General features: G+C 72.0%; 19 protein-coding genes. 8 read left to right on the forward strand and 11 right to left on the reverse strand.

The window, feature by feature from the left end:
- Nucleotides 1–92: 92 nt before the first annotated feature.
- The 3 genes from ACJ6WD_RS26050 to ACJ6WD_RS26060 all read left to right on the forward strand — a co-directional run bounded on the left by ACJ6WD_RS26050 (nt 93) and on the right by ACJ6WD_RS26060 (nt 3,408).
- Nucleotides 93–1,025, forward strand: a complete 933-nt coding sequence (locus tag ACJ6WD_RS26050; protein ID WP_407616607.1) for an ROK family protein — start codon at nt 93–95, stop codon at nt 1,023–1,025.
- Nucleotides 1,025–2,269 (forward strand): N-acetylglucosamine-6-phosphate deacetylase, encoded by a 1,245-nt coding sequence (gene nagA / locus ACJ6WD_RS26055; RefSeq protein WP_407616608.1) that lies wholly within the window; start codon nt 1,025–1,027, stop codon nt 2,267–2,269. The genes ACJ6WD_RS26050 and nagA overlap by 1 nt, the downstream gene beginning before the upstream one ends.
- 209 nt (nt 2,270–2,478) lie before the next feature.
- On the forward strand, nt 2,479–3,408 hold the full coding sequence (locus ACJ6WD_RS26060) for a 1-phosphofructokinase family hexose kinase (RefSeq protein WP_233658614.1): 930 nt from the start codon (nt 2,479–2,481) through the stop codon (nt 3,406–3,408).
- A gap of 35 nt (nt 3,409–3,443) precedes the next feature.
- Here ACJ6WD_RS26060 and ACJ6WD_RS26065 read toward each other — a convergent pair whose 3' ends face one another.
- Both ACJ6WD_RS26065 and cdgB read right to left on the reverse strand, forming a co-directional pair.
- On the reverse strand, nt 3,444–4,340 hold the full coding sequence (locus ACJ6WD_RS26065; RefSeq protein ID WP_016572196.1) for a CBM35 domain-containing protein: 897 nt from the start codon (nt 4,338–4,340) through the stop codon (nt 3,444–3,446).
- A gap of 258 nt (nt 4,341–4,598) precedes the next feature.
- Nucleotides 4,599–6,290: a diguanylate cyclase CdgB gene (cdgB, locus tag ACJ6WD_RS26070; RefSeq protein WP_233658615.1), complete on the reverse strand. Its 1,692-nt coding sequence runs from the start codon at nt 6,288–6,290 to the stop codon at nt 4,599–4,601.
- Between the two features lie 365 nt (nt 6,291–6,655).
- Between cdgB and ACJ6WD_RS26075 the strand changes: the two genes are divergently transcribed.
- A complete protein-coding gene (locus ACJ6WD_RS26075) occupies nt 6,656–7,270 on the forward strand; it encodes a flavin reductase family protein (protein WP_407616609.1) in 615 nt (204 codons plus the stop codon).
- A 37-nt stretch (nt 7,271–7,307) separates the two neighbouring features.
- Here ACJ6WD_RS26075 and arfB read toward each other — a convergent pair whose 3' ends face one another.
- Complete coding sequence (arfB, locus tag ACJ6WD_RS26080; protein WP_376441980.1) at nt 7,308–7,736, reverse strand: alternative ribosome rescue aminoacyl-tRNA hydrolase ArfB; 429 nt, start codon at nt 7,734–7,736, stop codon at nt 7,308–7,310.
- Between the two features lie 275 nt (nt 7,737–8,011).
- On the opposite strand from arfB, the gene ACJ6WD_RS26085 reads away from it, so the two are divergent.
- The gene (locus ACJ6WD_RS26085) at nt 8,012–8,587 is read left to right on the forward strand and encodes a TerD family protein (protein ID WP_233658617.1); all 576 of its coding nucleotides are present in this window, start codon (nt 8,012–8,014) and stop codon (nt 8,585–8,587) included.
- Between the two features lie 93 nt (nt 8,588–8,680).
- On the opposite strand, the gene ACJ6WD_RS26090 is transcribed toward ACJ6WD_RS26085, so the two are convergent.
- Nucleotides 8,681–8,968, reverse strand: coding sequence for a helix-turn-helix domain-containing protein (locus ACJ6WD_RS26090; protein ID WP_016572201.1), 288 nt, complete (start codon nt 8,966–8,968; stop codon nt 8,681–8,683).
- Nucleotides 8,969–9,109: 141 nt separating this feature from the next.
- Between ACJ6WD_RS26090 and map the strand changes: the two genes are divergently transcribed.
- Nucleotides 9,110–9,877: a type I methionyl aminopeptidase gene (gene map / locus ACJ6WD_RS26095; protein ID WP_233658618.1), complete on the forward strand. Its 768-nt coding sequence runs from the start codon at nt 9,110–9,112 to the stop codon at nt 9,875–9,877.
- Between the two features lie 54 nt (nt 9,878–9,931).
- On the opposite strand, the gene ACJ6WD_RS26100 is transcribed toward map, so the two are convergent.
- The gene (locus ACJ6WD_RS26100; protein ID WP_407616610.1) at nt 9,932–11,263 is read right to left on the reverse strand and encodes an SGNH/GDSL hydrolase family protein; all 1,332 of its coding nucleotides are present in this window, start codon (nt 11,261–11,263) and stop codon (nt 9,932–9,934) included.
- 193 nt (nt 11,264–11,456) lie between these two features.
- Between ACJ6WD_RS26100 and ACJ6WD_RS26105 the strand changes: the two genes are divergently transcribed.
- Nucleotides 11,457–11,954, forward strand: a complete 498-nt coding sequence (locus ACJ6WD_RS26105; RefSeq protein ID WP_233658620.1) for a hypothetical protein — start codon at nt 11,457–11,459, stop codon at nt 11,952–11,954.
- Between the two features lie 12 nt (nt 11,955–11,966).
- Here ACJ6WD_RS26105 and ACJ6WD_RS26110 read toward each other — a convergent pair whose 3' ends face one another.
- On the reverse strand, nt 11,967–12,611 hold the full coding sequence (locus tag ACJ6WD_RS26110) for a pentapeptide repeat-containing protein (RefSeq protein WP_233658678.1): 645 nt from the start codon (nt 12,609–12,611) through the stop codon (nt 11,967–11,969).
- A 470-nt stretch (nt 12,612–13,081) separates the two neighbouring features.
- Here ACJ6WD_RS26110 and ACJ6WD_RS26115 point away from each other — a divergent pair, with 470 nt between their 5' ends.
- Nucleotides 13,082–14,095, forward strand: coding sequence for a zinc-binding dehydrogenase (locus ACJ6WD_RS26115; RefSeq protein ID WP_407616611.1), 1,014 nt, complete (start codon nt 13,082–13,084; stop codon nt 14,093–14,095).
- 68 nt (nt 14,096–14,163) lie between these two features.
- On the opposite strand, the gene ACJ6WD_RS26120 is transcribed toward ACJ6WD_RS26115, so the two are convergent.
- The 5 genes from ACJ6WD_RS26120 to ACJ6WD_RS26140 form a co-directional block, all read right to left on the reverse strand.
- Complete coding sequence (locus ACJ6WD_RS26120; protein ID WP_267952808.1) at nt 14,164–14,403, reverse strand: hypothetical protein; 240 nt, start codon at nt 14,401–14,403, stop codon at nt 14,164–14,166.
- Nucleotides 14,404–14,832: 429 nt separating this feature from the next.
- Nucleotides 14,833–15,936, reverse strand: a complete 1,104-nt coding sequence (locus ACJ6WD_RS26125; protein WP_233658679.1) for an aminopeptidase P family protein — start codon at nt 15,934–15,936, stop codon at nt 14,833–14,835.
- Between the two features lie 518 nt (nt 15,937–16,454).
- Nucleotides 16,455–19,553, reverse strand: coding sequence for an NACHT domain-containing protein (locus ACJ6WD_RS26130; protein ID WP_407616612.1), 3,099 nt, complete (start codon nt 19,551–19,553; stop codon nt 16,455–16,457).
- 138 nt (nt 19,554–19,691) lie between these two features.
- Complete coding sequence (locus ACJ6WD_RS26135; protein ID WP_407616613.1) at nt 19,692–20,825, reverse strand: hypothetical protein; 1,134 nt, start codon at nt 20,823–20,825, stop codon at nt 19,692–19,694.
- Between the two features lie 4 nt (nt 20,826–20,829).
- Complete coding sequence (locus ACJ6WD_RS26140; protein ID WP_407616614.1) at nt 20,830–21,333, reverse strand: DUF4365 domain-containing protein; 504 nt, start codon at nt 21,331–21,333, stop codon at nt 20,830–20,832.
- Between the last annotated feature and the right edge of the window lie 130 nt (nt 21,334–21,463).

Below are 21,463 nucleotides of genomic sequence, written 5' to 3' on the forward strand. Positions count from 1 at the left end.
CGGGCGGCGGCGCCGGCACGCGGCCGGCGCGTGGCGATCAGCACGGTGAGTGGACTAGACCTTTATTGGCCCGTCGCGCGACACTGTCCCCCGTGAAACACGTCATCGCCCTTGATGTGGGCGGCACCGGAATGAAGGCCGCCCTCGCCGGGGCGGACGGCACCCTCCTGTACGAGGCGCGGCGCCCCACCGGGCGCGACCGCGGACCCGAGGCGGTCGTCGAGACGATCCTCGACTTCGCCGCCGAACTGCGCGACATCGGTCGCGAGCGGCTCGGCAGCACCGCACTGGCCGCCGGCGTCGCCGTCCCCGGCATCGTCGACGAGGACACCGGCACCGCCGTCTACGCCGCCAACCTCGGCTGGCGCGACGTCCCGCTGCGGACCCTGCTCTCGGCACGGCTCGACGGGGTACCGGTCGCGCTCGGCCACGACGTCCGCACCGGCGGGCTGGCCGAGGGGCGGATCGGCGCGGGTCGGGACGCCGACCGGTTCCTGTTCGTGCCGCTGGGCACCGGCATCGCCGGCGCCATCGGCATTGCCGGCCGCATCGAGGCCGGTGCCCACGGCAGCGCCGGAGAAATCGGCCACATCGTCGTGCGGCCGGACGGTCCGGAGTGCGGCTGCGGACAGCGCGGTTGCCTGGAGGCGCTGGCCTCGGCCGCCGCGGTGGGCCGCGACTGGGCGGCGGTCTGCGGCGATCCGCGGGCCGGCGCCGCCGACTGCGCCAAGGCCGTGGAGTCCGGCGATCCGCGCGCCCGGGAGGTCTGGCAGGGCGCCGTGGACGCGCTCGCCGATGGCCTGGTCACCGGGCTGACCCTACTCGACCCGCGGATGCTGATCATCGGCGGCGGACTGGCGGAGGCCGGCGACACGCTGTTCGCACCGCTGCGGGAGGCGGTCCGCCGGCGCGTTACCTTCCAGCAGCTCCCCTCGATCGTCCCGGCGGCCCTCGGGGACGCCGCCGGCTGCCTGGGCGCAGGACTGCTCGCCTGGGATCTTCTCTCCACGGAGGTAACCGCCTGATGGCACAGCAACAGTCCGCGGGACGCCCCTCGGACGCCGGGCGCACCGTCCTGGCCGGCGCCCGGATCGCCCGGCCCTCCGGCGTCACCGACAACGGCCGGCTCACGATCGAGGGCACCCGGATCGCCGCGGTCCGCAGCCGGGACAGGGACCGCGGCCGGGCGCCGGACACCGCGGACGCCCAGGACCGCGTCGAAGACCCGGCGAGCGTCGTCGACCTGACCGGGTATCTGATCGTCCCCGGTTTCATCGACATGCACGTGCACGGCGGTGGCGGTGGCTCCTTCTCCTCCGCCGACCCCGAGGAGTGCCTGACGGTCATCGACACCCACCGCCGGCGCGGCACCACCTCGATGGTGGCCTCCACCGTCACCGGCGACCTGGCCGACCTGGCCCGGCAGGCCGGCGTGCTGGCCGAGTTGGTGCAGCAGGGCGACCTGGCCGGCATCCACTTCGAGGGCCCGTTCATCTCCCCGCACCGCTGCGGCGCCCACCAGCCCGAGTTGCTGCGCGACCCCGACCCCGCCGAGGTCCGCCGGCTCGTCGACGCCGCCCGCGGCACCGCCGCGATGATGACCGTCGCGCCCGAACTGCCCGGCGGCCTGGACTCCGTGCGGCTGCTCGCCGACGCCGGGGTGATCGCCGCGATCGGTCACACCGACTCCACCTACGACGCCACCCGGCAGGCCATCGACGCCGGCGCCACCGTCGCCACCCACCTCTTCAACGCGATGCCGGCGCTCGGCCACCGCACCCCCGGCCCGGTCGCCGCGCTCCTGGAGGACGAGCGGATCACCGTCGAGCTGATCAACGACGGCACCCATCTGCACCCGGCGGTCCTCCAGATGGCGTTCCGCGAGGCCGGCGCCGAACGGGTCGCGTTCATCACCGACGCGATGGGCGCGGCCGGGATGAACGACGGGATGTACCCGCTCGGGCCCATGCGGGTCGAGGTCAAGGACGGTGTCGCCCGGATCAGCGACGGCCCCACCGCCGGCTCCATCGCCGGCTCCACCCTCACCCTGGACCGGGCCTTCAAGCGGGCCGTCACCCTCGACGGCCTCACCGTCGAGCAGGCCGTGCAGGCCCTCTCCGCGAACCCGGCCCGACTGCTGGGCATCGCCGACCGCACCGGCTCGCTGGAGCCCGGCAAGGACGCCGACCTGGTCGTCCTGGACGCCGGGTACGACGTCGTGGGCGTCCTGCGACAGGGTGCCTGGCTGCTGCGCCCGCCGGGCGTCTGACCACCCGGCGGGGATCTCCGGCCGCCACCGGTCGGCACCCCGGTCCGGCCGCCCCACCGGCGGCCGGGCCCCGCGGGGTGGCCGACCCGGGTCTGGGCCTACGGGCGTCCGCGATGGCATGATCGCTCGCGCACTTGTCCGTATGCCACCGCGGAACGCGGTGCCTTGACCCACGGCCGTCCGGCCGGCCTCCTCCTGGAGGGGAGACCATGATCCTCACGGTCACGCTGAACGCCGCCCTGGACATCACCTACCGCGTCCCCCGGCTCCGCCCGCACAGCACCCACCGCGTCACCGAGGTCACCGAACGCCCCGGCGGCAAGGGCCTGAACGTCGCCCGGGTACTGGCCGCGCTCGGCCACCGCACGGTCGCCACCGGCTTCGCGGGCGGCGGCACCGGCGAGGCGCTGCGCGCGCTGCTCGCCCAGGAGACGCTCGTCACCGACGCCCTGGTCCCGGTCGGCGGCGTCACCCGCCGCACCGTCGCCGTCGTGGACGCCGGCACCGGCGACACCACCCAGCTCAACGAGCCCGGCCCGACCGTCTCCCCCGCCGAATGGGCCGCCTTCCTCGGCACGTACCGCGAACTGCTGGGCGAGGCACGGGCGGTGGCGCTCTGCGGCAGCCTGCCGCCTGGCGTCCCGGTGGACGTCTACGCCCGGCTCACCCGCGCCGCCCGCACGGCCGGCGTCCCGGTCCTGCTGGACACCAGCGGCGAACCGCTGCGCCGCGGCCTGGCCGCCCGCCCCGACCTCGCCAAGCCCAACGCCGACGAACTGGCCGCCCTCACCGGCAGCACCGAGCCGCTGCGCGCCGCCCGCGACGCCCGGCGCCGCGGCGCCCACGCGGTGGCCGCCTCGCTCGGCGCGGACGGGATGCTCGCGGTGACCGCCGACGGCGCCTGGCAGGCCACCCCGCCCCGCCGGTACGCCGGCAACCCCACCGGGGCCGGTGACTCGGCGGTGGCCGGCCTGCTGTCCGGACTGGTCGAGGAGCTGCCCTGGCCGGACCGGCTGAGCCGGGCGGTGGCGCTCTCCGCGGCGACCGTACGGGCCACCGCCGCCGGCGAGTTCGACGCCGCGACCTACGAAGAGCTACTGCCCCACGTGGTGGTGACGGACCGTCTTACGGCGGCCTGATCGCCCCTCGGGGCGCGGCCGGCGCGGCCCCGCCGTCAGGGCTGGGCGAGCCAGACCTGGTCGAGGTTGACCTCGCACTGGTTGCCGTTCTCGCACGACAACTTGATGGTGTTGGTGCCCTTGTTGAGCTGGATGTACGACCAGGACTTGGTCCAGCCCTTGTCCCAGGCGCCTTCGGGGGCGCCGGCGAAGTTCTTGAGGTTTATCGGCCGGCTCAGTGCCTGGCCGTTGATGTTGAGCGTGAGGTTGGCGTCCTTGCCGGGCACGCCGTAACCGACCCAGAGCTTGTACTTGCCGGCCGCGTCGACGTCGAGCGTCCAGGTGGCGGAAGCGCCCTGGTTGTTCAGGTTGGTGACGTACGAGCCGCTGGCGGTGCGGGCGCCGGGGATGTCCTTGGCGGTGGTGGCGCCGCCGTCGAGGCGCAGCGTGCCCGCGTCGTCCTTGGGGAGCTTGGCCGCGGGGGGCTTGCTGGAGGGCTGGTCACTGGGCTGGACCGAGTCCGCGGCCGTGGGGCCGGGGTCGGCGCCGGCGTCGTTCTTGCTGCTGTCGGAGTTGGTCAGCATGGCCGCGCCGATGCCTATGCAGACCACCGCCACCACGGCGACCGCGCCGATCAGCAGGCCGTTGCGGCCCTTGCGGGGCTCCGGGGCCTGCGGGACCGGGCGGGTGCCGCCGGCGCTGCCGCCCGGCAGCGTCTCGGGGGCGGCGTAGTGCGCGTTCTGCCGACCGTACGGCGGCTGGGCCGGCTGGTTGCCGTACTGCCGCTGGCCGACCGTGCGCACCTGGTTGTACGAGGTCCGCGGGACGCCCGGCTGCCGTGCGGCGCCGACACTCGACGTGCCCGACCCGCCCTCGCCGCCCTCCGAGCGGTACAGGTGGGCGAAGGGGTCGTCGTTCTCCGGCGTGTCCGCGCCGTTGTTGCCGGCCGTCATTCCGTGTCACTCCCAAGCGGTCTCTACGCGCCAGTGCGCGTCCGTACGCGTTCGCGGGGCTGCGTGCGAACTGCCTCTTCCGGGCCACTCGACGCCACCGCGCCGCATCGGCGCAGCCTACCCCGAAGGGGCCCGGCCACGCCGGTCCCCGAGGTTCACAAGATCACTACGGATCGATGAACGGGCGGTGCCCAGGCAGGACACCGCCGATGTGAGATGCGCGGCACCGGACCGGGGTCCGGCGCCGCCGCGGACGGCTCAGCCGGCCGCGCGCCGGTTGCCCTTCGAGCGGCGCTTCTCGACGTACATCCGCTGGTCGGCCGATTCCAGCACCTCTTCGGCGGTCATTCCGCAGCTCGCCCAGCCGATGCCGAAACTGGCGCCGACCCGGACGGCCCGGCCCTCGACCCGGATGGGCGGGATGATCGCGTTCCGCAGCCGGACCGCGAGGTCCTGGGCGTCGGCGGTGCCCAGCCCGTCGGCGAGCACCACGAACTCGTCGCCGCCGAGCCGGGCGACGGTGTCGCCGTCCCGCACGCCGCTGGTCAGCCGGCGGGCGACCTCGATCAGCACCGCGTCGCCGGTGTTGTGCCCGAAGCGGTCGTTGATCGACTTGAAGCCGTCCAGGTCGCAGAAGAGCACCGCGAGCCCCTTGGCGCCGTCGTCCTCGGCCCCCTCGGCGGGCGCCGAGAGGTGAACGTGGTGGTCGAAGGGCAGGCCGCCGCCGGGCGCCGGCCGGGGCTTCTCGCCCTCGAAGCCGGCGAGTCCGTCGAACGGCTCCGCGCCGTCCGCCCCGAAGCCGTGCGGGGCGCGCGGATCGGCGCCGGCGCCCGAGGAGGCGTAGGCGTCGGCGAGCGCGCTCGGCGGGCGGGAGCAGAGCCGGGCGGAGAGCCGGGCCCGCAGCTCGGCACTGTTGGGCAGGCCGGTCAGCGAGTCGTGGCTGGCCCGGTGGGCGAGCTGGAGCTCGTGCCGCTTGCGCTCCTCGATGTCCTCGACGTGGGTGAGCAGGAAGCGCGGGCCGTCGGCGGTGTCGGCCACCACCGAGTTGCGCAGCGAGACCCACACGTAGGTGCCGTCCCGGCGCAGCAGCCGCAGTTCGGCCCGGCCGCCCTCCGCGGAGGTCCGCAGCAGCGTGCCGATGTCCTCGGGGTGGCAGATGTCGGAGAACGACAGCCGGCGCATCCCGGAGGCCGGGCGGCCCAGCAGCCGGCACAGCGCGTCGTTGGTGCGCAGCAGCCGGCCGTGCTGGTCACCGCCCATCTCGGCGACGGCCATCCCGCTCGGCGCGTACTCGAACGCCTGCCGGAAGCTCTCCTCGCTCGCCCGCAGCGCCTGCTGCTCGCGCTCCAGGCGGACCAGCGCCCGCTGCATGTTGGCCCGCAGCCGGGCGTTGCTGATGGCGATGGCGGACTGGAACGCGTACATCTGGAGCGCCTCCTGGCCCCAGGGGCCGGGGCGCCGGCCGTTGCGCGGTCGGTCCACGGAGAGCACGCCGAGGAGTTCGCCCTTGCCGCCGGCCGCGGTGTACATGGGCGCGAAGAGGCGGTCCATCGGGTGCCACTCGTCGGGGAAGCGCGGTGCGGGCCCGGCGGTGTGCCACTGCGGCACGTCGTCGTCGTCCAGCACCCAGCCCTCGGTGTACGGGATGAAGCACAGCTCGCCCCAGCGTTCGCCCATGGCCAGCCGGCGCTCCCACGAGGCGCGCGAGCCCACCCGTCCGGCCATCAGCGCCTCCGCGCCCGCGCTGCCGGCCACCGCGGCGACCACGAGGTCGCCGTCCTGCCGCACGAGGTTGACCGCGGCGAGCTCGTAGCCGAGCCCGACGATCGCGCCGTCGGCGACGGACTGCAAGGTGTCCGCGAGGCTGCGCGCGGTGTTCAGTTCGGCGACCACTCGGTGCAGCTGCCGCAGGGTCGCAAGACGGACATAGGGCTCCGACTCGGTCTCCATCGCTCGCTCTCCCTGAGACCTCGACAGCAACTCCACCGATTTCTTTGTCGTCCGATTCCACGCTCACTGAATCACAGTGAGCTGTTCACTCGGTACACAGGGTCAACAATTAGCGGCCCATGTGACTCAAGTCACAATCAGTGACGGGCGGTTACGGACCGCCGACCAGGCACTCGTCCGCACGGCCGAACGCCGGCAGGACGGTGCCTGAAAACTTCCTGAACGCAAATTCCAGCCATTTACGGCGACAGGTACGGACCATTGCCGCACCGTGTACCGGTCACGGCCTCCGCCGCGGGACCTAGGACGCGGGTGGTCCCGGGGCCCGATGCGTGCCGGGACCGGACGACGTTAGCGTTCGTGGCGTGTTCACGAAGACTCCTGCCACCGCCCCGGCCGCCGACCCCACCGCCTCCGCCACGCCCGCCGTCACCCTCGCCTCCGTGCCGGGTGACGGGCCGATCGCGCATGCTGTTGGGGTGAGTGACGACGAGTTCCGTGCCGCGCTGTCCCGTCTCGCCGCCGGGGTGGTGCTGGTCACCGCCCACGACGAGGACGCCGGACCGCGCGGTGAGGACGTCGGCATGACCGCCACGGCGTTCCTCTCCGTGTCCCTCGACCCACCCTTGGTGATGGTGAGCGTTCGCAACGACTCCCGGATGGACGACCTGCTCGCGCAACAGCCGCTGTGGGCGGTTTCGGTGCTGTCGGGCGACCAACGGCACGTAGCGGCACGATTCGCGATGAAGGGCCGGATCAGCGACCGACTGCTCTTCCAGGACATCCCCTCCGTACGGGGCGAAGCATCCGGTGCGCCGCTCGTCGGGGGCGCGCTGGCGGCGCTGGAGTGCCGGACCGAGCAGCGGGTGGTGGCCGGCGACCACACCCTCGTGATCGGCCGCGTGCTGGCCTCGACCACCTCGGACGAGCAGGACGGGCCGCTGACGTACTTCCGGGGGAAGTACCGGCAGCTGGGGTGAGCCGGGGCCGGGCGCACGGCCGGGCCGGGGCAGGGGGTCAGCCCCAATCGCGCCCGGTGCGGCCCCGCTTGGTCTCGCCGCGCTGCTTCTTCTCGCGCAGCCGCCGCTCGTTGATGCCGCGCGGGATGCGGGACTTCTTGCGCGGCTTGGGCGGCGGTGCGGTGGCCTCGGCGAGCAGCGCCGCGAGCCGGACGGTCGCGGCCTCGCGGTTGCGCCACTGGGAACGGTGCTCGGAGGCCCGGACGGTGACGACGCCGTCGACCAGCCGGCCGGCCAGCCGCTCCAGGGCGCGCTCCTGCCACACCGGGGGCAGCGCCTTCGTCCGCGCCAGGTCGAAGCGCAACTCGACCTGGCTGTCGCTGGTGTTGACGTGCTGGCCGCCCGGGCCGGAGGAGCGCGAGAACCGCCAGACCAGCTCGGCCTCCGGGAGGACGACCGCACCGCGGATGACGTGGGGTCCGGACATGCCCCCCATGATCCCGCGCCCACGGCCGCCCGTCACCTCCGTTTCCCCGCCCGGAACGGCCCGTCGCCTTCGCGACCGCGCCCGGACGGGCATCAGGATTCGGCAAAGAAAGTAAAGCGGGTTGGAACCACCCGGCGGCCCGGCCACGTTGAGGTGGATGACGGCGGCTCCGCTCCCGGGCGGGACCGCCGTGGTATCACCGACCCACACCGCGGCCACACCGGCGGCACCACCGACCTCAGGTCGGCGCGACTCGACGAGGAAAGGGACTTCCCATGGCTGTAAGCCTGTCCAAGGGCGGCAACGTCTCGCTCACCAAGGAGGCCCCGGGCCTGACCGCCGTCACGGTCGGCCTCGGCTGGGACGTCCGCACCACCACCGGCACCGACTTCGACCTCGACGCCAGCGCCATCGCGGTCAACGCGACCGGCAAGGTCCACTCCGACCAGCACTTCATCTTCTTCAACAACAAGTCGACGCCGGACCAGACCATCGTCCACACCGGCGACAACACCACCGGTCAGGGCGAGGGCGACGACGAGTCGATCAACGTCAACCTCAGCGGGCTGCCGGCCGAGATCGACAAGATCGTCTTCCCGGTCTCGATCTACGACGCCGAGAACCGCAGCCAGAACTTCGGCCAGGTGCGGAACGCCTTCATCCGCATCATCAACCAGGCCGGCGGCGCCGAGATCGCGCGCTACGACCTGAGCGAGGACGCCGCCACCGAGACCGCCATGGTCTTCGGCGAGCTGTACCGCAACGGCGCGGAGTGGAAGTTCCGCGCGGTGGGCCAGGGTTACGCCTCCGGCCTGCGCGGCATCGCCCAGGACTTCGGCGTCAGCGTCTGAGTCACGGCACCGCCCGCGGCGCGACACCGCCGGACGCACACCGGCAGCGAGGGCCGGCTCCCGAGGAGGGGGCCGGCCCTCGGCGCGTCCGCGCTACGCCGCCGCGCCGCCGGACGCGCCGGCGGCGGGCTGCGCCGCGGGCGGCGCGGCCAGCGCGGCCACCTCGTCCAGCGACAGTCCGAGCGTTCCGACCAGCGCGGCGACCGTGAAGAACGCCGGGGTCGGCGCCCGACCGGTCTCGATCTTCCGCAGCGTCTCCGCGGACAGTCCGGCCGCCGCGGCGACCTCGACCATGCTCCGCTCGCCGCGCGCCGCGCGCAGCAGCGCGCCCAGCCGCTCACCGCGCTCGCGTTCCCAGGGGGTCAGTGGAGTTCGCACCATGCCCGTGATACTAATACCGGTAAATAAATACCGGTAAACAAATACCGGCCGGGTTGGTGGAGCACCGCCCGCGCGCCGGTGACGACGTGCCGCCCGCACCCCGCGCACCGCGCCGGCCGGCGGCGGATCGGAGGGACCTCAATGGTGGAGCTCAAGACGGACACGGCCCTGGACGGGATGCGGGTCGCCGGCCGGGTGGTCGCGGACGCGCTGGCCGCCGCCCGGAGCGCGGCCGCCCCCGGCGTGCGCCTGACCGACCTGGACGAGGCGGCCCACGCCGTGTTGCGCGAGGCCGGCGCCACCTCCCCCTTCCTCGGCTACCGCCCCTCCTTCGCCCCCACCCCCTTCCCCGCGGTGCTCTGCACGTCCGTCAACGACGCGATCGTGCACGGCATCCCGAACGGCTACCGGCTGCGCGACGGCGACCTGGTGAGCATCGACTGCGGCGCGGTCGTCGACGGCTGGGCCGGCGACGCGGCCACCAGCTTCACCGTCGGCACCGCACGCCCCGCGGACCGCGACCTGATGGACACCACCCGGCGGGCCCTGGAAGCGGGCATCGCGGCCGCCGTGGCCGGCGCCCGCATCGGCGACATCGCGCACGCCATCGGCAGCATCGGCCGCGCGGCCGGCTACGGCATCCCCGAGGACTTCGGCGGCCACGGCATCGGCCGGGCGATGCACGAGGACCCGCCGGTGCCCAACGACGGGCGGCCGGGCCGCGGCCTCGTGCTCCGCCCCGGCCTGGTCATCGCCATCGAGCCGATGTTCCTGGCCGGCGGCAGCAACCACTACGCCACCGACCCCGACGGCTGGACCCTGCGCACCAGCGACGGCAGCCGCGCGGCCCACTTCGAGCACACCGTCGCGGTGACGGACGAGGGGCCGCGCGTCCTGACCCTGCCGTAGCCGGCGCGGGACGGACGGGGCGGGCCCGCGGGGGCGCCGCCCGTCCGCCGCGGCTCAGAGCGCGTCGAGGTCGAGGGCCCCGGCCATCGCGCGGTAACCGGCGTCGCTCGGGTGCAGATGGTCCCCGCTGTCGTACGCCGCGGCCAACCGCGTCCGGTCCGCGGGGTCGGCCACCACCCGGTCCAGGTCGACCACCCCGTCGAACGCGCCGGAGGTGCGCAGCCAGCGGTTGAGCGCCACCCGTGTGGCCTCGCCGCGTTCGGTGTAGTAGGCCGCCCCCTTGAACGGCGTCAGCGTCGCCCCGATCACCTTGACGCCCCTGCGGTGCGCCTGCCGGATCAACTCCCGCTGGGCAGAGATGAGTTGCCGCACCGACACCTCGGGGGTCGGTGCGCCGGCACGGGCCGCCGGCCCGTTCATCCCGATGTCGTTGATGCCCTCCAGCAGGATCACGGTGCCCACGTGCGGTGCGTTCAACGCGTCCTTCGGGAAGCGGGCCACCGCCTTCTCGCCGAAGTCGGCGGTGGTCCGGGTCAGTTGGTTGCCGCTGATGCCCGCGTTGAGGACGCTGCGCGGCCGCCCCGCGGCGACGCACCGCTCGGCCAGGACGTCCGGATAGCGGTGGTCGGCGTCGACCGTGGAGCCGTAGCCGTCGGTTATGGAGTCCCCGAAGGTGACGACGGCGTCCCGCCGGGCACCCGCACCGCCGGCCACCTCGACGCCCGAGAGGTAGTACCAGGACGTCGTGGTCGCGGTGAACGCCGTCGCGGCGACGTCGGCCCGGTGGTCACCGGTCGCGCGGTAGCTGGTGGCGGTCGCCTTCGCGTGGAAGGTGGTGGGGCCGGTCGGCGCGGCGAAGTACAGCGTCACGGTGACCGACTCCAGGGGACGCACCGGGAGCCCCGCCGCGTCGCTGAACAGCTCGCCACCGGCCCCGACGGTCGCCGACGCCCGGTGTCCGAAGGTGAGTTGGCGCACCGAGCCGGACCGCACCGCGGCGCCCCGGTCGGTCCGTGCGACGGTCGCCCCGGCGACCTTCAGCGGCGCCGTGCCGTAGCGGTTCGACAGCGTGATCCGGACCTGCTCGCCGCCCGTGCTGAGCCGGACGACCTGCCGGACGGTCTGCCGCGCGAACCCGCCGCCGGACCAGTTCTTCCCGAACACCTCGGTCGGCCGCTGCGGCGCGGCGGCCCACCCGCCGCGCCACGACCCGCCGTCCGGTGCGGCGGCCGTGCGCGGCGCGCCGTCCGCCCCGTGCGCCGCGTCCGCCGCGTGGGCCGTGCCGGCCACGCCCACCGGGCCCGTCGCCGCCGGCCCTGCCGGCAGCACCGACAACGCTCCCAGCAGGGCCGCCGTCACCAGCGCGACCTTCGAACGTCTCACCAAGGAACCAGACACGATCACTACCCACCCTCTGGCTGTCCGCCGTTGCGTATGACCGCTGTGCCGTCGTGCGTGAGCGCCGTGCGTGAGCGCCGTGCCGTTGCGCGTGACCGCGCCCTGACCGGCCGCCGCGTACGGCCGGCCGTCGGGCCCATCCGCCGCGCCGGCGGATCGGGGCGCGTGACACCATCAAGAGGTGATCGACCTCGGCTACTCCCTCTCCCGTCGCTTCCCGGATCCTCCGCAGACCGACTACCGGACCGCGGACGTGCACGCGCTGCGCCACGACCTCTTCTGCGGCGACGTCTACCTCGCGGACACCGACTCCGACCGCGAGCTGTCCACCGCCTGGGGCTGGGTGCCGGTGCTCGACTTCGCCTGGGCGCTGTGCGACATCATCGAGCAGCTCGACACCGACCCCCGCGGGAGCCGCTCGGCCCGCCCCGTCCACGCCGAGCTGGACTTCACCGAATCCACCGACCGGATGCTCTTCGAGCGGCGCTTCGGCTGGGTCGACATCGTCGCCGACTGGATGCCCGTTGAGGAAGCCCCCCTCACCTTCAACCACGCCGCGCTGCGCCGTGAGGCCCGCGACTTCCTGCACGACCTGATCGCCGACCTCGCCGACATGCACGAGGGGCTCGCCGACAACCCGGCCGTCTGGGCGCTCCAGGCCCGCTTCCCCCGCGCCTGACCCCCGCCCGGCTCACTCCACCCGCACACCCAACTGGGCCGCGAACGCCGGTGCCAGGTCCATCAGTTGGGCCGTGCTGATCACCGCGCCGCCGAGGCAGTCGATCCCCCGCGCGATGTCCAGCCGGGCCACCCCGCGCAGGTCGACGTCGGTCATCCGCGCCGCGGAGAAGTCCACCCGGGTCAGGGTGCAGTCGTCGAACGAGACCCGCTCCAGCACCGCACCCCCGAAGTCCGCCTCCACCAGCACGCACCCCTCGAAGGCGACGTCCCGCAGCTTGGCCCGGCGCAGATTGGCAAAGTCGATCTTCCCGCCGCGCACCACCACCCGCTCCAGCACCGCCCCGTGGAGCTGGAGCCCGCCGAGCCGGCCGTCCACCACCTCCACGTCGCGCAACGACGCCTGGGACAGGTCGGTGCCCACCCCGCGCACGCCGCTCCACACGCTGTCGATGATCCGCGCCCGGCTCAGCACCGTCTCGTCCAGCGCGCACCGGCGCACCGCGCAGTCCATGAACCGGGCGCCGCGCGCCGACTGCCCCGCGCAGTCCACGTCGGTGAACTCCAGCCCGTCGTAGTCCCCTTCGGGCTCCCACGCGCCGCCGTCGTACGCCCGCAGCTCCGGCAACCGGACCTCCGGCCGCCGTACCGCCCGCACCCTCTCCTCGCCGCGCCCTGCCACGCGCCACCGCCTCCGTCCGTCCGGCCCCAGGGCCGGTGCCTCGCTCTGCCGCGGGCCGGCGCGGCCCGCATCCGGCAGACCGCTCCACACCCACCTCCCATGCTGGACCACACCACTGACAATCCGCGCCGACCTGCGTGAACCCTCGCCCCGCGGCCGCATGCCACATCCCGGACGCCCTCGTCCGTCCCGCAGACGAGCACCCGCCGCCCCGCGGACGCCACCGCCCGCCCCCGCTCGGCCTGCCGCGGCTGCACGCCCACCACACCGGCGACACCGTCACCGCGCCCCGGCCACCCCACCCTTGACCTCAACCCAACTTGAGGTACGAGAGTGACGGCAGTTGACCACCCGCCCGACGGCAGCGCTCGCCCTCACTCACGACCGCTGCCGCCCGCCCACCCACTCGCCACCCACCACCCACCCCACAAGGAGACGACCCCGCCATGCGCGCAATACGGCTGCACACCTTCGGCCCCGCGGAAAACCTCGTCCACGAGACCGTCGACGACCCCTCGCCGGGCCCCGGCGAGGTCCGCATCGCCGTGGCCGCCGCCGGCGTCCACCTCTTGGACACCGCCCTGCGCGCGGGCCAGGAGGGCGGCCCCGCCCCGCTTCCCACGCTCCCCACCGTGCCGGGGCGGGAGGTGGCCGGCACCGTGGACGCCGTCGGCGCGGGCACCGACCCCAGCTGGCTCGGCCGGCCGGTCGTCGCCCACCTCGGCATGGTCCCGGGCGGCTACGCCGAACGGGCCGTCACCGCCGCCGACCGGCTGCACGCCATCCCGGACGGCCTGGACCCGGCCCAGGCCGTCGCCATGATCGGCACCGGCCGCACCACCATGGGCATCCTGCTCTGCGCCGGCCTCACCGCCGACGACCTCGCGATCGTCCCGGCGGCCGCCGGCGGCATCGGCTCGCTGCTCGTCCAGTACGCCCGCAACGTCGGCGCCACGGTCATCGGCCTGGCCGGCGGCCCGACCAAGGTGGCCCACGTCCGCGCACTGGGCGCCGACCTGGCCGTCGACTACACCGTCGCCGAATGGCCGCACCACGTCCGGGAGTTCCTCACCGAACGCGGCGCGGCCGGGGCCACCGTCGTCTTCGACTCGGTCGGCGGCGCCCCGGGCCGCGCGGCGGTGGACCTCCTCGCCCGCGGCGGCCGCCACCTGGTCTTCGGCTGGTCCTCCGGCGGCCCCCTCACCGGCGGTCCGCTGGAGTTCACGGACGCCGAACGCGCGGCGCGCGGCATCACCTCGGAATCCGTCCTCGGCCCGACGATGCTGGCCCGGGTCGGCGGCCTCGATCCGCTCCGCACCCTGGAGACCGCCGCCCTGGCCGAGGCCGCCGCCGGCCGCCTCGTCCCCACCGTGCAGCGCTTCCCCCTCGCCGAGGCGGCGGCCGCCCACCGCGCCCTGGAAACCCGCGGCACGATGGGCAAGGTCGTCCTGGTGCCGTAGCCCGGCCGCGCCGACCGGCCGCCCGGCCGGTCAGGCGCCCCGCCCGCGGCGGCCCGGGCGCGCCGGCGTCACCCCCGGTCCGGCCGCCGCCGCCCGGACACCAACGCCCCGCCCACCAGCGCCAGGGCAGCGCCCGCCCCGCCGACCACGACCACCGGGTCGCCGTCCTTCGCCCGCTCCGCGGCCACGCCGCCGCCGGCACCCGCCACCACCGTCACCCGCCCCTCCGCGTGGGCGGGCACCCCGCCCACCACCGCGACGGTCACCGCGCCCAGCACGGCGGCGGCACTCACGGCCAGCGAACTCACCACCCCGCACCGCGCGGCGGCCCCCGCCGCCCCCCGGAGCCGGACGACGACCGGACCACGGCCCCCCGACCCTCCGACGCTCGGCGGAAACATGCGCGACCACACCATCCGACTCACTCCCTCCCTCACTCCATCACTCCCGTTCCGGTCCGTCGCGGCCGGCGGCACCGCCCTACCACGACCGGTGGCGCCGGGCCACGCCGGTCCGCGTCCACCGAGCCGGACCCGCGACGCCCCGCGCCGTCCACGGCGGCCGTCCGACCCGACACCCTCACGCTACGCACCGGACCACCCGCCCGCGTCGGCCCAACGGCCACCCTCACCCCGGCAAAAAGGAGGAGCCCCGCACCACCCCCCACCGGACCGACGGCCCCCCGCCCGGGGACCAAAGTCACTCCCGCGCCGGCCCTCCCCCAGCTCCCACTCCCGCTACGCCACCACCGCCAGCTCCCGCGCGGTCACGTTCAACCGCCGCCCGCCGCTCTCCGTGCAGACCACGATGTCCTCGATCCGCACTCCGAACCGCCCCGGCAGGTAGATCCCCGGCTCGATCGAGAAGCACATCCCCGGCACCAGCGGCAGGTGCTCGCCCTCGACCAGGTAGGGCGGCTCGTGCGTGGTGACCCCGATGCCGTGCCCCGTCCGGTGGATGAAGTACTCGCCGTAGCCCGCCGACTTGATCACCCGTCGGGCCACCCGGTCCACGTCCTGGCACGCGATCCCGGGCCGCACCGCCTCGAACGCCGCCTGCTGGGCCTCGCGCACGACCTCGTGCACCGTCCGCTCCTCCGCGCCCGGCTCCCCCACGTGCACGGTCCGCGAGATGTCCGAGCCGTACCCGTCCTTCAACCCGCCGAAGTCCAGCACCACCATGTCGCCGTCCTGGATGACCCGCTCACCCGCCTCGTGGTGCGGGTTGGCCCCGTTGGGCCCGGAACCGACGACCGTGAAGTCCACCTGACTGTGCCCGTGTTCGGTCAGCAACCGCGCCAGGTCCCCGGCCACGTCGCACTCCCGCCGCCCGGCGAACCGCACCCCCAGCACGTCCTGGTACGCGGCGTCCGCCGCCGCCCCCGCCGCCGCCAGCCGCTCCACCTCGTACGCGTCCTTGACCGCCCGCAGCATCGGCAGCACCTCGGTCAAAGCCGCGTACCCACCCCCCGGCACCGACCGCTGCAAGCCGAGCAGGTGCAGCGCCCACATCCCGTCCGACACCCCGTAACGCCCCTGCGGCGCAAGCCACTTGCCCAGCTCGACGTACGGGTCCGCCCCATCGGTCCACCCCGCGACCGTCAACGCACCGGCCCCCGCCGCCCGCTCCGCGTCCGGCCGCTCCAGTACGGGCACCAGCAGCCGCGGCGCCCGCCCCGGCTCGATCACCAGGGCCGTCAGCCGCTCGGTGACGGCCGTCGGCCGGTACCCGCACAGCCACACCAGATCCGGCCCCGGCGTGACGATCAGCCCGGCCAGCCCGGCCTCCGCGGCGGCCCGCCCCGCCCGCACCATCCGCCGCTCGTACTCATCCCGCCCCATCGAAGTCACCATGCCGCGAATCTACGCCGCCCCCTCCCCCGAACCCCCCGAAAACCCACCTCTCCCAGCCGCCAGACCCACCCACACAACGCCACCACACCTGCGCCCCACAAACGCCAGAAGCCCCAGGCCACGACCGGCCTGGGGCTTCTGCGCTGTTCAGAACAAGAGCCCCCTGTCGGATTCGAACCGACGACCTTCGCTTTACAAGTGGAGTTGAATACCTGATCGGATGTGGTGGGCCATGCCGGGTGGTGCTGTCCTTGCAGGTCAGCGCCACCCGGCCTGACGCTGGGTCCGGCTCTTGGCGCCTTATGTTCCGCAATCCGCTCACGCACCGTTCACGCACGAGGCACCACTCAGGCACCGCGAGAAGATCTGCTCCCAGCGCCCCTCTGGCAGCCCCACTCCCAGGCGGCTGAACAGACACTCTCTTGTGCACGGCCTACTTTGGCTTCACCGGGTGAGGCATTCGCTGTGTACGGCCCGTCCCTTTCGGGGCCGAGGCTGCCACGCTGTCAGCTGATGCACGTGGCCACCCCTGGAATGCCGAGGGTGGTGACGCGCTTACCGTCGGGAGTGTGGCAGTCGGAGAGAGAGACATGCCTAAGGCTTTCGAACCGCGTCAAGGCGTGACGATCGTGGGGCACGACGCAATTGTGCAGATGCAGTTGCGTCAACGAGGGTGGGGCACTCTTGAGTGTCGTGAGCCAGTCGTTCAAGTCATGGTTGTAGAAGTACAGGCTCGCAAGACCGGTCATTCCCGCAAGCTCCTCAAAACCTAGCCCCGAGCACTTGTCCATCCCGACCAGGTGCAATGCACTCAGGCCGGGGAGGGTGGTCAGCGGGCTCAGGTCGTTCTTCGCCTCGATCTGGGAGAGGCTGAGGAACTTCAGCTTGGGCATCAGATGCAAGGTGTTCAGGTCCAGGTCCTCAGGGAGAGGAAGTGCCAGCCAGCCCAGTTCCGTGAGGTCCGTGAGAGCTGATGCCCCTCTCACCGGCCCATTGCCGAACAGCAGGAGTTCCTTGAGACCAGGATGGACCCGCAGGACGGACAGGTCGGCACCTTGGCGGAGCTTGCTCACCCACAACCACTGCAGGGGTGGAAACTCGGCGAGAAGCCCGAGTCCATGTACGGGGTGATCTATTCGGACGTCTGTCAGCGAACGCAACCGACTTGCCGTGTGCAGCTGGCCGGAATGAGTGAGACCCACCCGGCGTTCCGCCAGCGGTAGCCGTGACAGAACATCGTCGGCGTAGGTATCGGCGTCGAAGTAGTCCCACGCGCTGATGAGTTCACGGACAACGTCATTGCGCTCGTCGCCCACGTATGCCGTTAGCAGTTCCAGACACTCCTCACCGCCGATCAGTGCCACGGTCCGTACCGTCTGTGCCGCGGCCTTCTCGGTCAGCTGCCCCAATGACCGCGGCAACCACCGCAGCAGGCTGGTCCCCACCGCTGCCAACGCGGGCGGATCAGTCTTCCGCCTTGCTGGAAGCAGCTTGGTCATGGCCTGGTCCAGGCGGTCCGCGAGCTCGTCGGACACGGAAGGTAGCGTCTCCTGACAGGCTGCCGCCAGCAGCCGTAGCGTGCGCGCGTGCCGGGGCTCCTCCTCGGCGCGGTCGAGAATGCCGCCGAGCAGTTCTTCCCGTTGACGGGTGTTGGCATGGCCCGCCACCATGATGATCGTCTCCCGCCACAGATCCAGATGTGCTCGGCCGACCAGGTTGCCGATGCGGTCCTCCTCTGTGGCCTCCTTAGCGGCGAGGTATTCCTGGAAGGTTCGGTGTACGAAGTCCATGCGGCCCTGGGCGGGGGACCGGAGGATCCCGGAGCGGTGTCGTAACTGCTCCAGGACCTCGTCGCCATCCAGAACGTCCAGGTGGCGCATCGCCCTCAGCTTTGATGCGACGTATCCGGCCGCCCTCTCCAGGCCAATCTCGCTGCGGTTGTTGTCCGACAGCCGCCACGCGAGGTCTCTCAGGATGATGAGTTTGTCGCCGAGGCTGAGATTGCTGTCCGCCGCACTCGGCACATTCCGATCCGCGTCCCGGTCATGGACCAGGGTGTGCAGGGCATTCCGATACAGCTCCATACGGTCCCGCGGCAGTTGGCGGCCCCTGTTCAGGTGCATCGCGCACAGCATGGCCGCCAACAACGGTGTACCAGCCAGCGATTGGAGATGAGCCTTGTCTTTGAGGCTGGTGAGCAGGGACTGCTCATACCGGGGAAGATCATCTACCGAGCAGGGCAGTTCGCCGCCCAGTTCCCGTACGGCCTGGTGCCACTGCCGTACGAATGCCGCCAGGTCCGGTGGCGTCATCCGGTCGAGGTGGAGGGCTTTGAAGTCCTCACGCCTCAGCCAGTCCGCGCCGGCCGCAGCGGGGCGTGAGGTGACGACCACCCGTATGCCGTCGTACTGCCCCAGCAGCTTGCGCAGCCAGTCCCGTACCGCTCGGCGTTCCCGGTCAAGCAGCTCGTCCACGCCGTCGATCAGGAGTAGTGCCTTGCCGCCGTCGAGCTGGCGCTCCACCCACCCTCTGGGCATGACCCCGGTAATAGGCCCGGCGATTCCGTCGAGCATCGCCTCCGGGTTGGGCGGCGTGCGGCCGCTGTACTCACGCAGTTTGATGAAGATGGGCGTGAGTCCGTTCCAGTCTGCCAGCTCACCCTTGAAAGCCCCACGCGCCGCCATGATGGCCAGCCAGCGCAGCAAGGTCGTTTTGCCCGAGCCGGCCTCGCCGCGCAGCAGCGCCCTGGACGCACCGCTCAACGCGGCCTCGACCCGCTTGCCAGAGCTCTCTACTCCGGATTCTTCCCAATAGCTCATGTCAGGCCTGATCGGTGGCAAGGAGCGGGTGATGCTTCGGCGTTTCCCATCAACCCCGGTGGTTCGTGGGCTGACGTACGCGACGGACAGCCGTACGCGGGGTGCGGCCGCCCGGTCAGACGTGCTCCGGAACAGCTCCACTTCGTCCAGGTCCCTGCTGACCAGTTCCAGGTATGTACGACGGAATGCCGTGTCGTGGTCCGTGCCATCCGGCGCGAACAGTGAGCGGTCCGGCAGGCGTTCCAGGATTCGCGCCACCTCGCTACCCAACGTTGCCGTCCGCGCCAGCAACTCCCCTGCTGCCCGCTCCTCGAAGACCGGCAGACTACGCACGATACGGACGTAGTATTCGACGCACTCCGCGAAGAGCACCTCATACAACCGGGTTTCCGCCTCGTTCAGGCCGACCGGCGCGCTCACGGAGCCGGTGATGTGGCGGATGAGCTCGGCCGGGTGGGCGTTCGCCGCGAGAAGTGCTTCATCTGAAAGGTCCGCCCGCGTGAAGGTATCGGACACGGCATCGATCACGGCCTGGCGACCGCCCTCCTCCAACCGTTGGAAAGCGTGCTTCAGAAACGGCTCCAGCCGGTCGAACACCGCATTGGTGATCTGCTCGAACTGCTGCCTGACCTCGCGCTGGAAGCGTACGCCGGGCACCCGTACCCGGACTAGTTCCTCCATCGGCAGCAAACGCTCCTGCTCCCGTTGCTTGCCGCTCAGCCACAACCGCCCCGCCGCATTCGCCACGGTCGTCCCCAGCCGTAACGCCGCCGTCTCCGCAAGCATTGGCACCCCTCCTTCACGCGAACCCAGGCATTGTGGCACCAGACAACGACGAAAGGTGCCCCTATGGGTTTCATTAAGCTGCTGTCGTGATCAGTGATTCGTAGAAGGTGTCGGCGAAGTCGCCCGCTGTCCAGGTCTTCACTCGTTCGTGCCCAGCGACGGGTCTGGGCCGAAGTCACTGACTTCCATGGTGGCGTGCCCGCCTGGTGGGCTGCTGAGTACGCCCCGGACGCGCACCGGGACGCCTAGGTCATGGCAGCGGACCGCTTGGTGGTAATTCCTGTCAGGGAGGTCGATCCAGACCGTCCTGCGGCGCCGTTTAATTAGCGTTTCAATGCCTACACGGCCTGTCTCGTCCTCTGGACGTCGGCTGAGGTCGGTGATGACGCCGTAGATGACGTGCTCGTGGGTGTAGAGCTGGGTCTTCAGGTGGTCTGAGACACGGTTCACAATGTTGATTGCGGCCGCGTTGAACTCGACGCGAGGCGAGGAACCGGGCGGTGGTGCGGCCACTTGAGACCAATTGAAGGTGATATCCAGAGCATCGACGGAGTCGGACTTGACCACTTTGCTGAGCGCCTGGCACAGCTCGTACGAGACGCCCTCGCCGACCGAGTCGGCGATCTCGCTGGGCGTGGGTGCCCTTTCGGCGCCGGCCATCTCCTCCAGCACACCGAGGGCGCGGGACATGGTGGCGGTGACACGCCGGTCGAAGAGCGTCTCCTCGACTTGGATGTCGATGTGCTCCTGCTGGGGTGCGTACACATCTTCTGGAGAACGGGCCTGGCTGATGATGGGAACGATGTACGAGCCGCGGCGAGTCTGGCCCAGTCGAACCTCGCGGGCCTGATCGCGGGCCCGAGTGGGGAAGTTACGGAAGTGACCCTGACGACGGATCGCCGCCGCTGCCGAAGCCACGCGCAGGCGCCTGGCGGAGAGGAACAGCTCGTACCCAGCCTCTAGCGGAATGGAGCCGTCGCTCAGGGACGGGTGAGAGGCCCTGAGGTCGGTGACATCGTGGTAGACGGTCGCGATGGCGGAGTGCACGGCGTGCACCGTCCGAGATTCGATCCGGGCCAGGTCCTCCACGAGGATGCGGGTCCGCTTGTCGAAGTCTGGGGCGCCGGGTTTCATCGGGACCAGAACGACTTCTTCGGCTGGTCCGGGCAGGCTCCACAGTTCGGCGAGGGCCCCGCCGGACACAGGGGACCAGCCGGTGACCTTGAGGTAGCTGCGGATCTCCTTGGGAGCGAAGTCGAGCTTGCTGTGCATCACGTCAGTTCACCCCCCAACCAGCGGCGTTGGTCATTCGGCGCGCCGCGTCGAACATGGTGCCCATGGCCTTCACCGTGAGCGACTGGTGTTCGGGCAAATGGATTGCCGTGGTGACAGTGCTATTAGCCTCGGCCATATCCTGAAGGGAGGCCCAGTAGCCGTGGCAGGCCAGAACGATCGATTCCGGCTGGTGGGTCACCCAGCGGCCGATGTCCGGCGGGACGATCAGCAACGCGAGGTGGCCGGGGGCAGAGCGTTCTGGGTCGCGTAATTTGTTGTACGTTTCCACGTCGAGCGCAAAGCTGTAGCCGCCGCGGACGGCACGCGGGCTCTGCGTGCACTTGAGCTGGATGTCCACCATCAGACCGCGCGAGCGAAGAGTAACGTCGACGCCATCCTTGTCGACATTCCAATCGCAGATCGTGTAGCCACCCTGCGTGGCGAGCGCGTGCACGTAAGCACGGCTGACTTGCTCTTTCTGCCAGCTCGTCGCCTCTGCCGCCACTGGCGCCCCTCCCCATCGCGTGATCGTGAGGATAAGGGGACGAGACCGAGGGGGGAATAGTGCCTGCGGAACGTGCATGTTAGTGCCGACTAGGACCTGAGGGTTGTACATGAGCCACCCCTTGAATCGA

It is taken from the genome of Streptomyces sp. VTCC 41912 (assembly GCF_045799175.1).
Taxonomy (GTDB): Bacteria; Actinomycetota; Actinomycetes; order Streptomycetales; family Streptomycetaceae; genus Streptomyces; species Streptomyces albulus_C.

Coding starts and splice junctions, on each gene's coding strand:
- nagA (WP_407616608.1), top strand. CDS start 1,025: ATGGCACAGCAACAGTCCGCGGGACGCCCCTCGGACGCCGGGCGCACC.
- ACJ6WD_RS26060 (WP_233658614.1), top strand. CDS start 2,479: ATGATCCTCACGGTCACGCTGAACGCCGCCCTGGACATCACCTACCGC.
- ACJ6WD_RS26065 (WP_016572196.1), bottom strand. CDS start 4,340: ATGACGGCCGGCAACAACGGCGCGGACACGCCGGAGAACGACGACCCC.
- cdgB (WP_233658615.1), bottom strand. CDS start 6,290: ATGGAGACCGAGTCGGAGCCCTATGTCCGTCTTGCGACCCTGCGGCAG.
- arfB (WP_376441980.1), bottom strand. CDS start 7,736: ATGTCCGGACCCCACGTCATCCGCGGTGCGGTCGTCCTCCCGGAGGCC.
- ACJ6WD_RS26085 (WP_233658617.1), top strand. CDS start 8,012: ATGGCTGTAAGCCTGTCCAAGGGCGGCAACGTCTCGCTCACCAAGGAG.
- ACJ6WD_RS26090 (WP_016572201.1), bottom strand. CDS start 8,968: ATGGTGCGAACTCCACTGACCCCCTGGGAACGCGAGCGCGGTGAGCGG.
- map (WP_233658618.1), top strand. CDS start 9,110: ATGGTGGAGCTCAAGACGGACACGGCCCTGGACGGGATGCGGGTCGCC.
- ACJ6WD_RS26115 (WP_407616611.1), top strand. CDS start 13,082: ATGCGCGCAATACGGCTGCACACCTTCGGCCCCGCGGAAAACCTCGTC.
- ACJ6WD_RS26125 (WP_233658679.1), bottom strand. CDS start 15,936: ATGGGGCGGGATGAGTACGAGCGGCGGATGGTGCGGGCGGGGCGGGCC.
- ACJ6WD_RS26130 (WP_407616612.1), bottom strand. CDS start 19,553: ATGCTTGCGGAGACGGCGGCGTTACGGCTGGGGACGACCGTGGCGAAT.
- ACJ6WD_RS26135 (WP_407616613.1), bottom strand. CDS start 20,825: ATGCACAGCAAGCTCGACTTCGCTCCCAAGGAGATCCGCAGCTACCTC.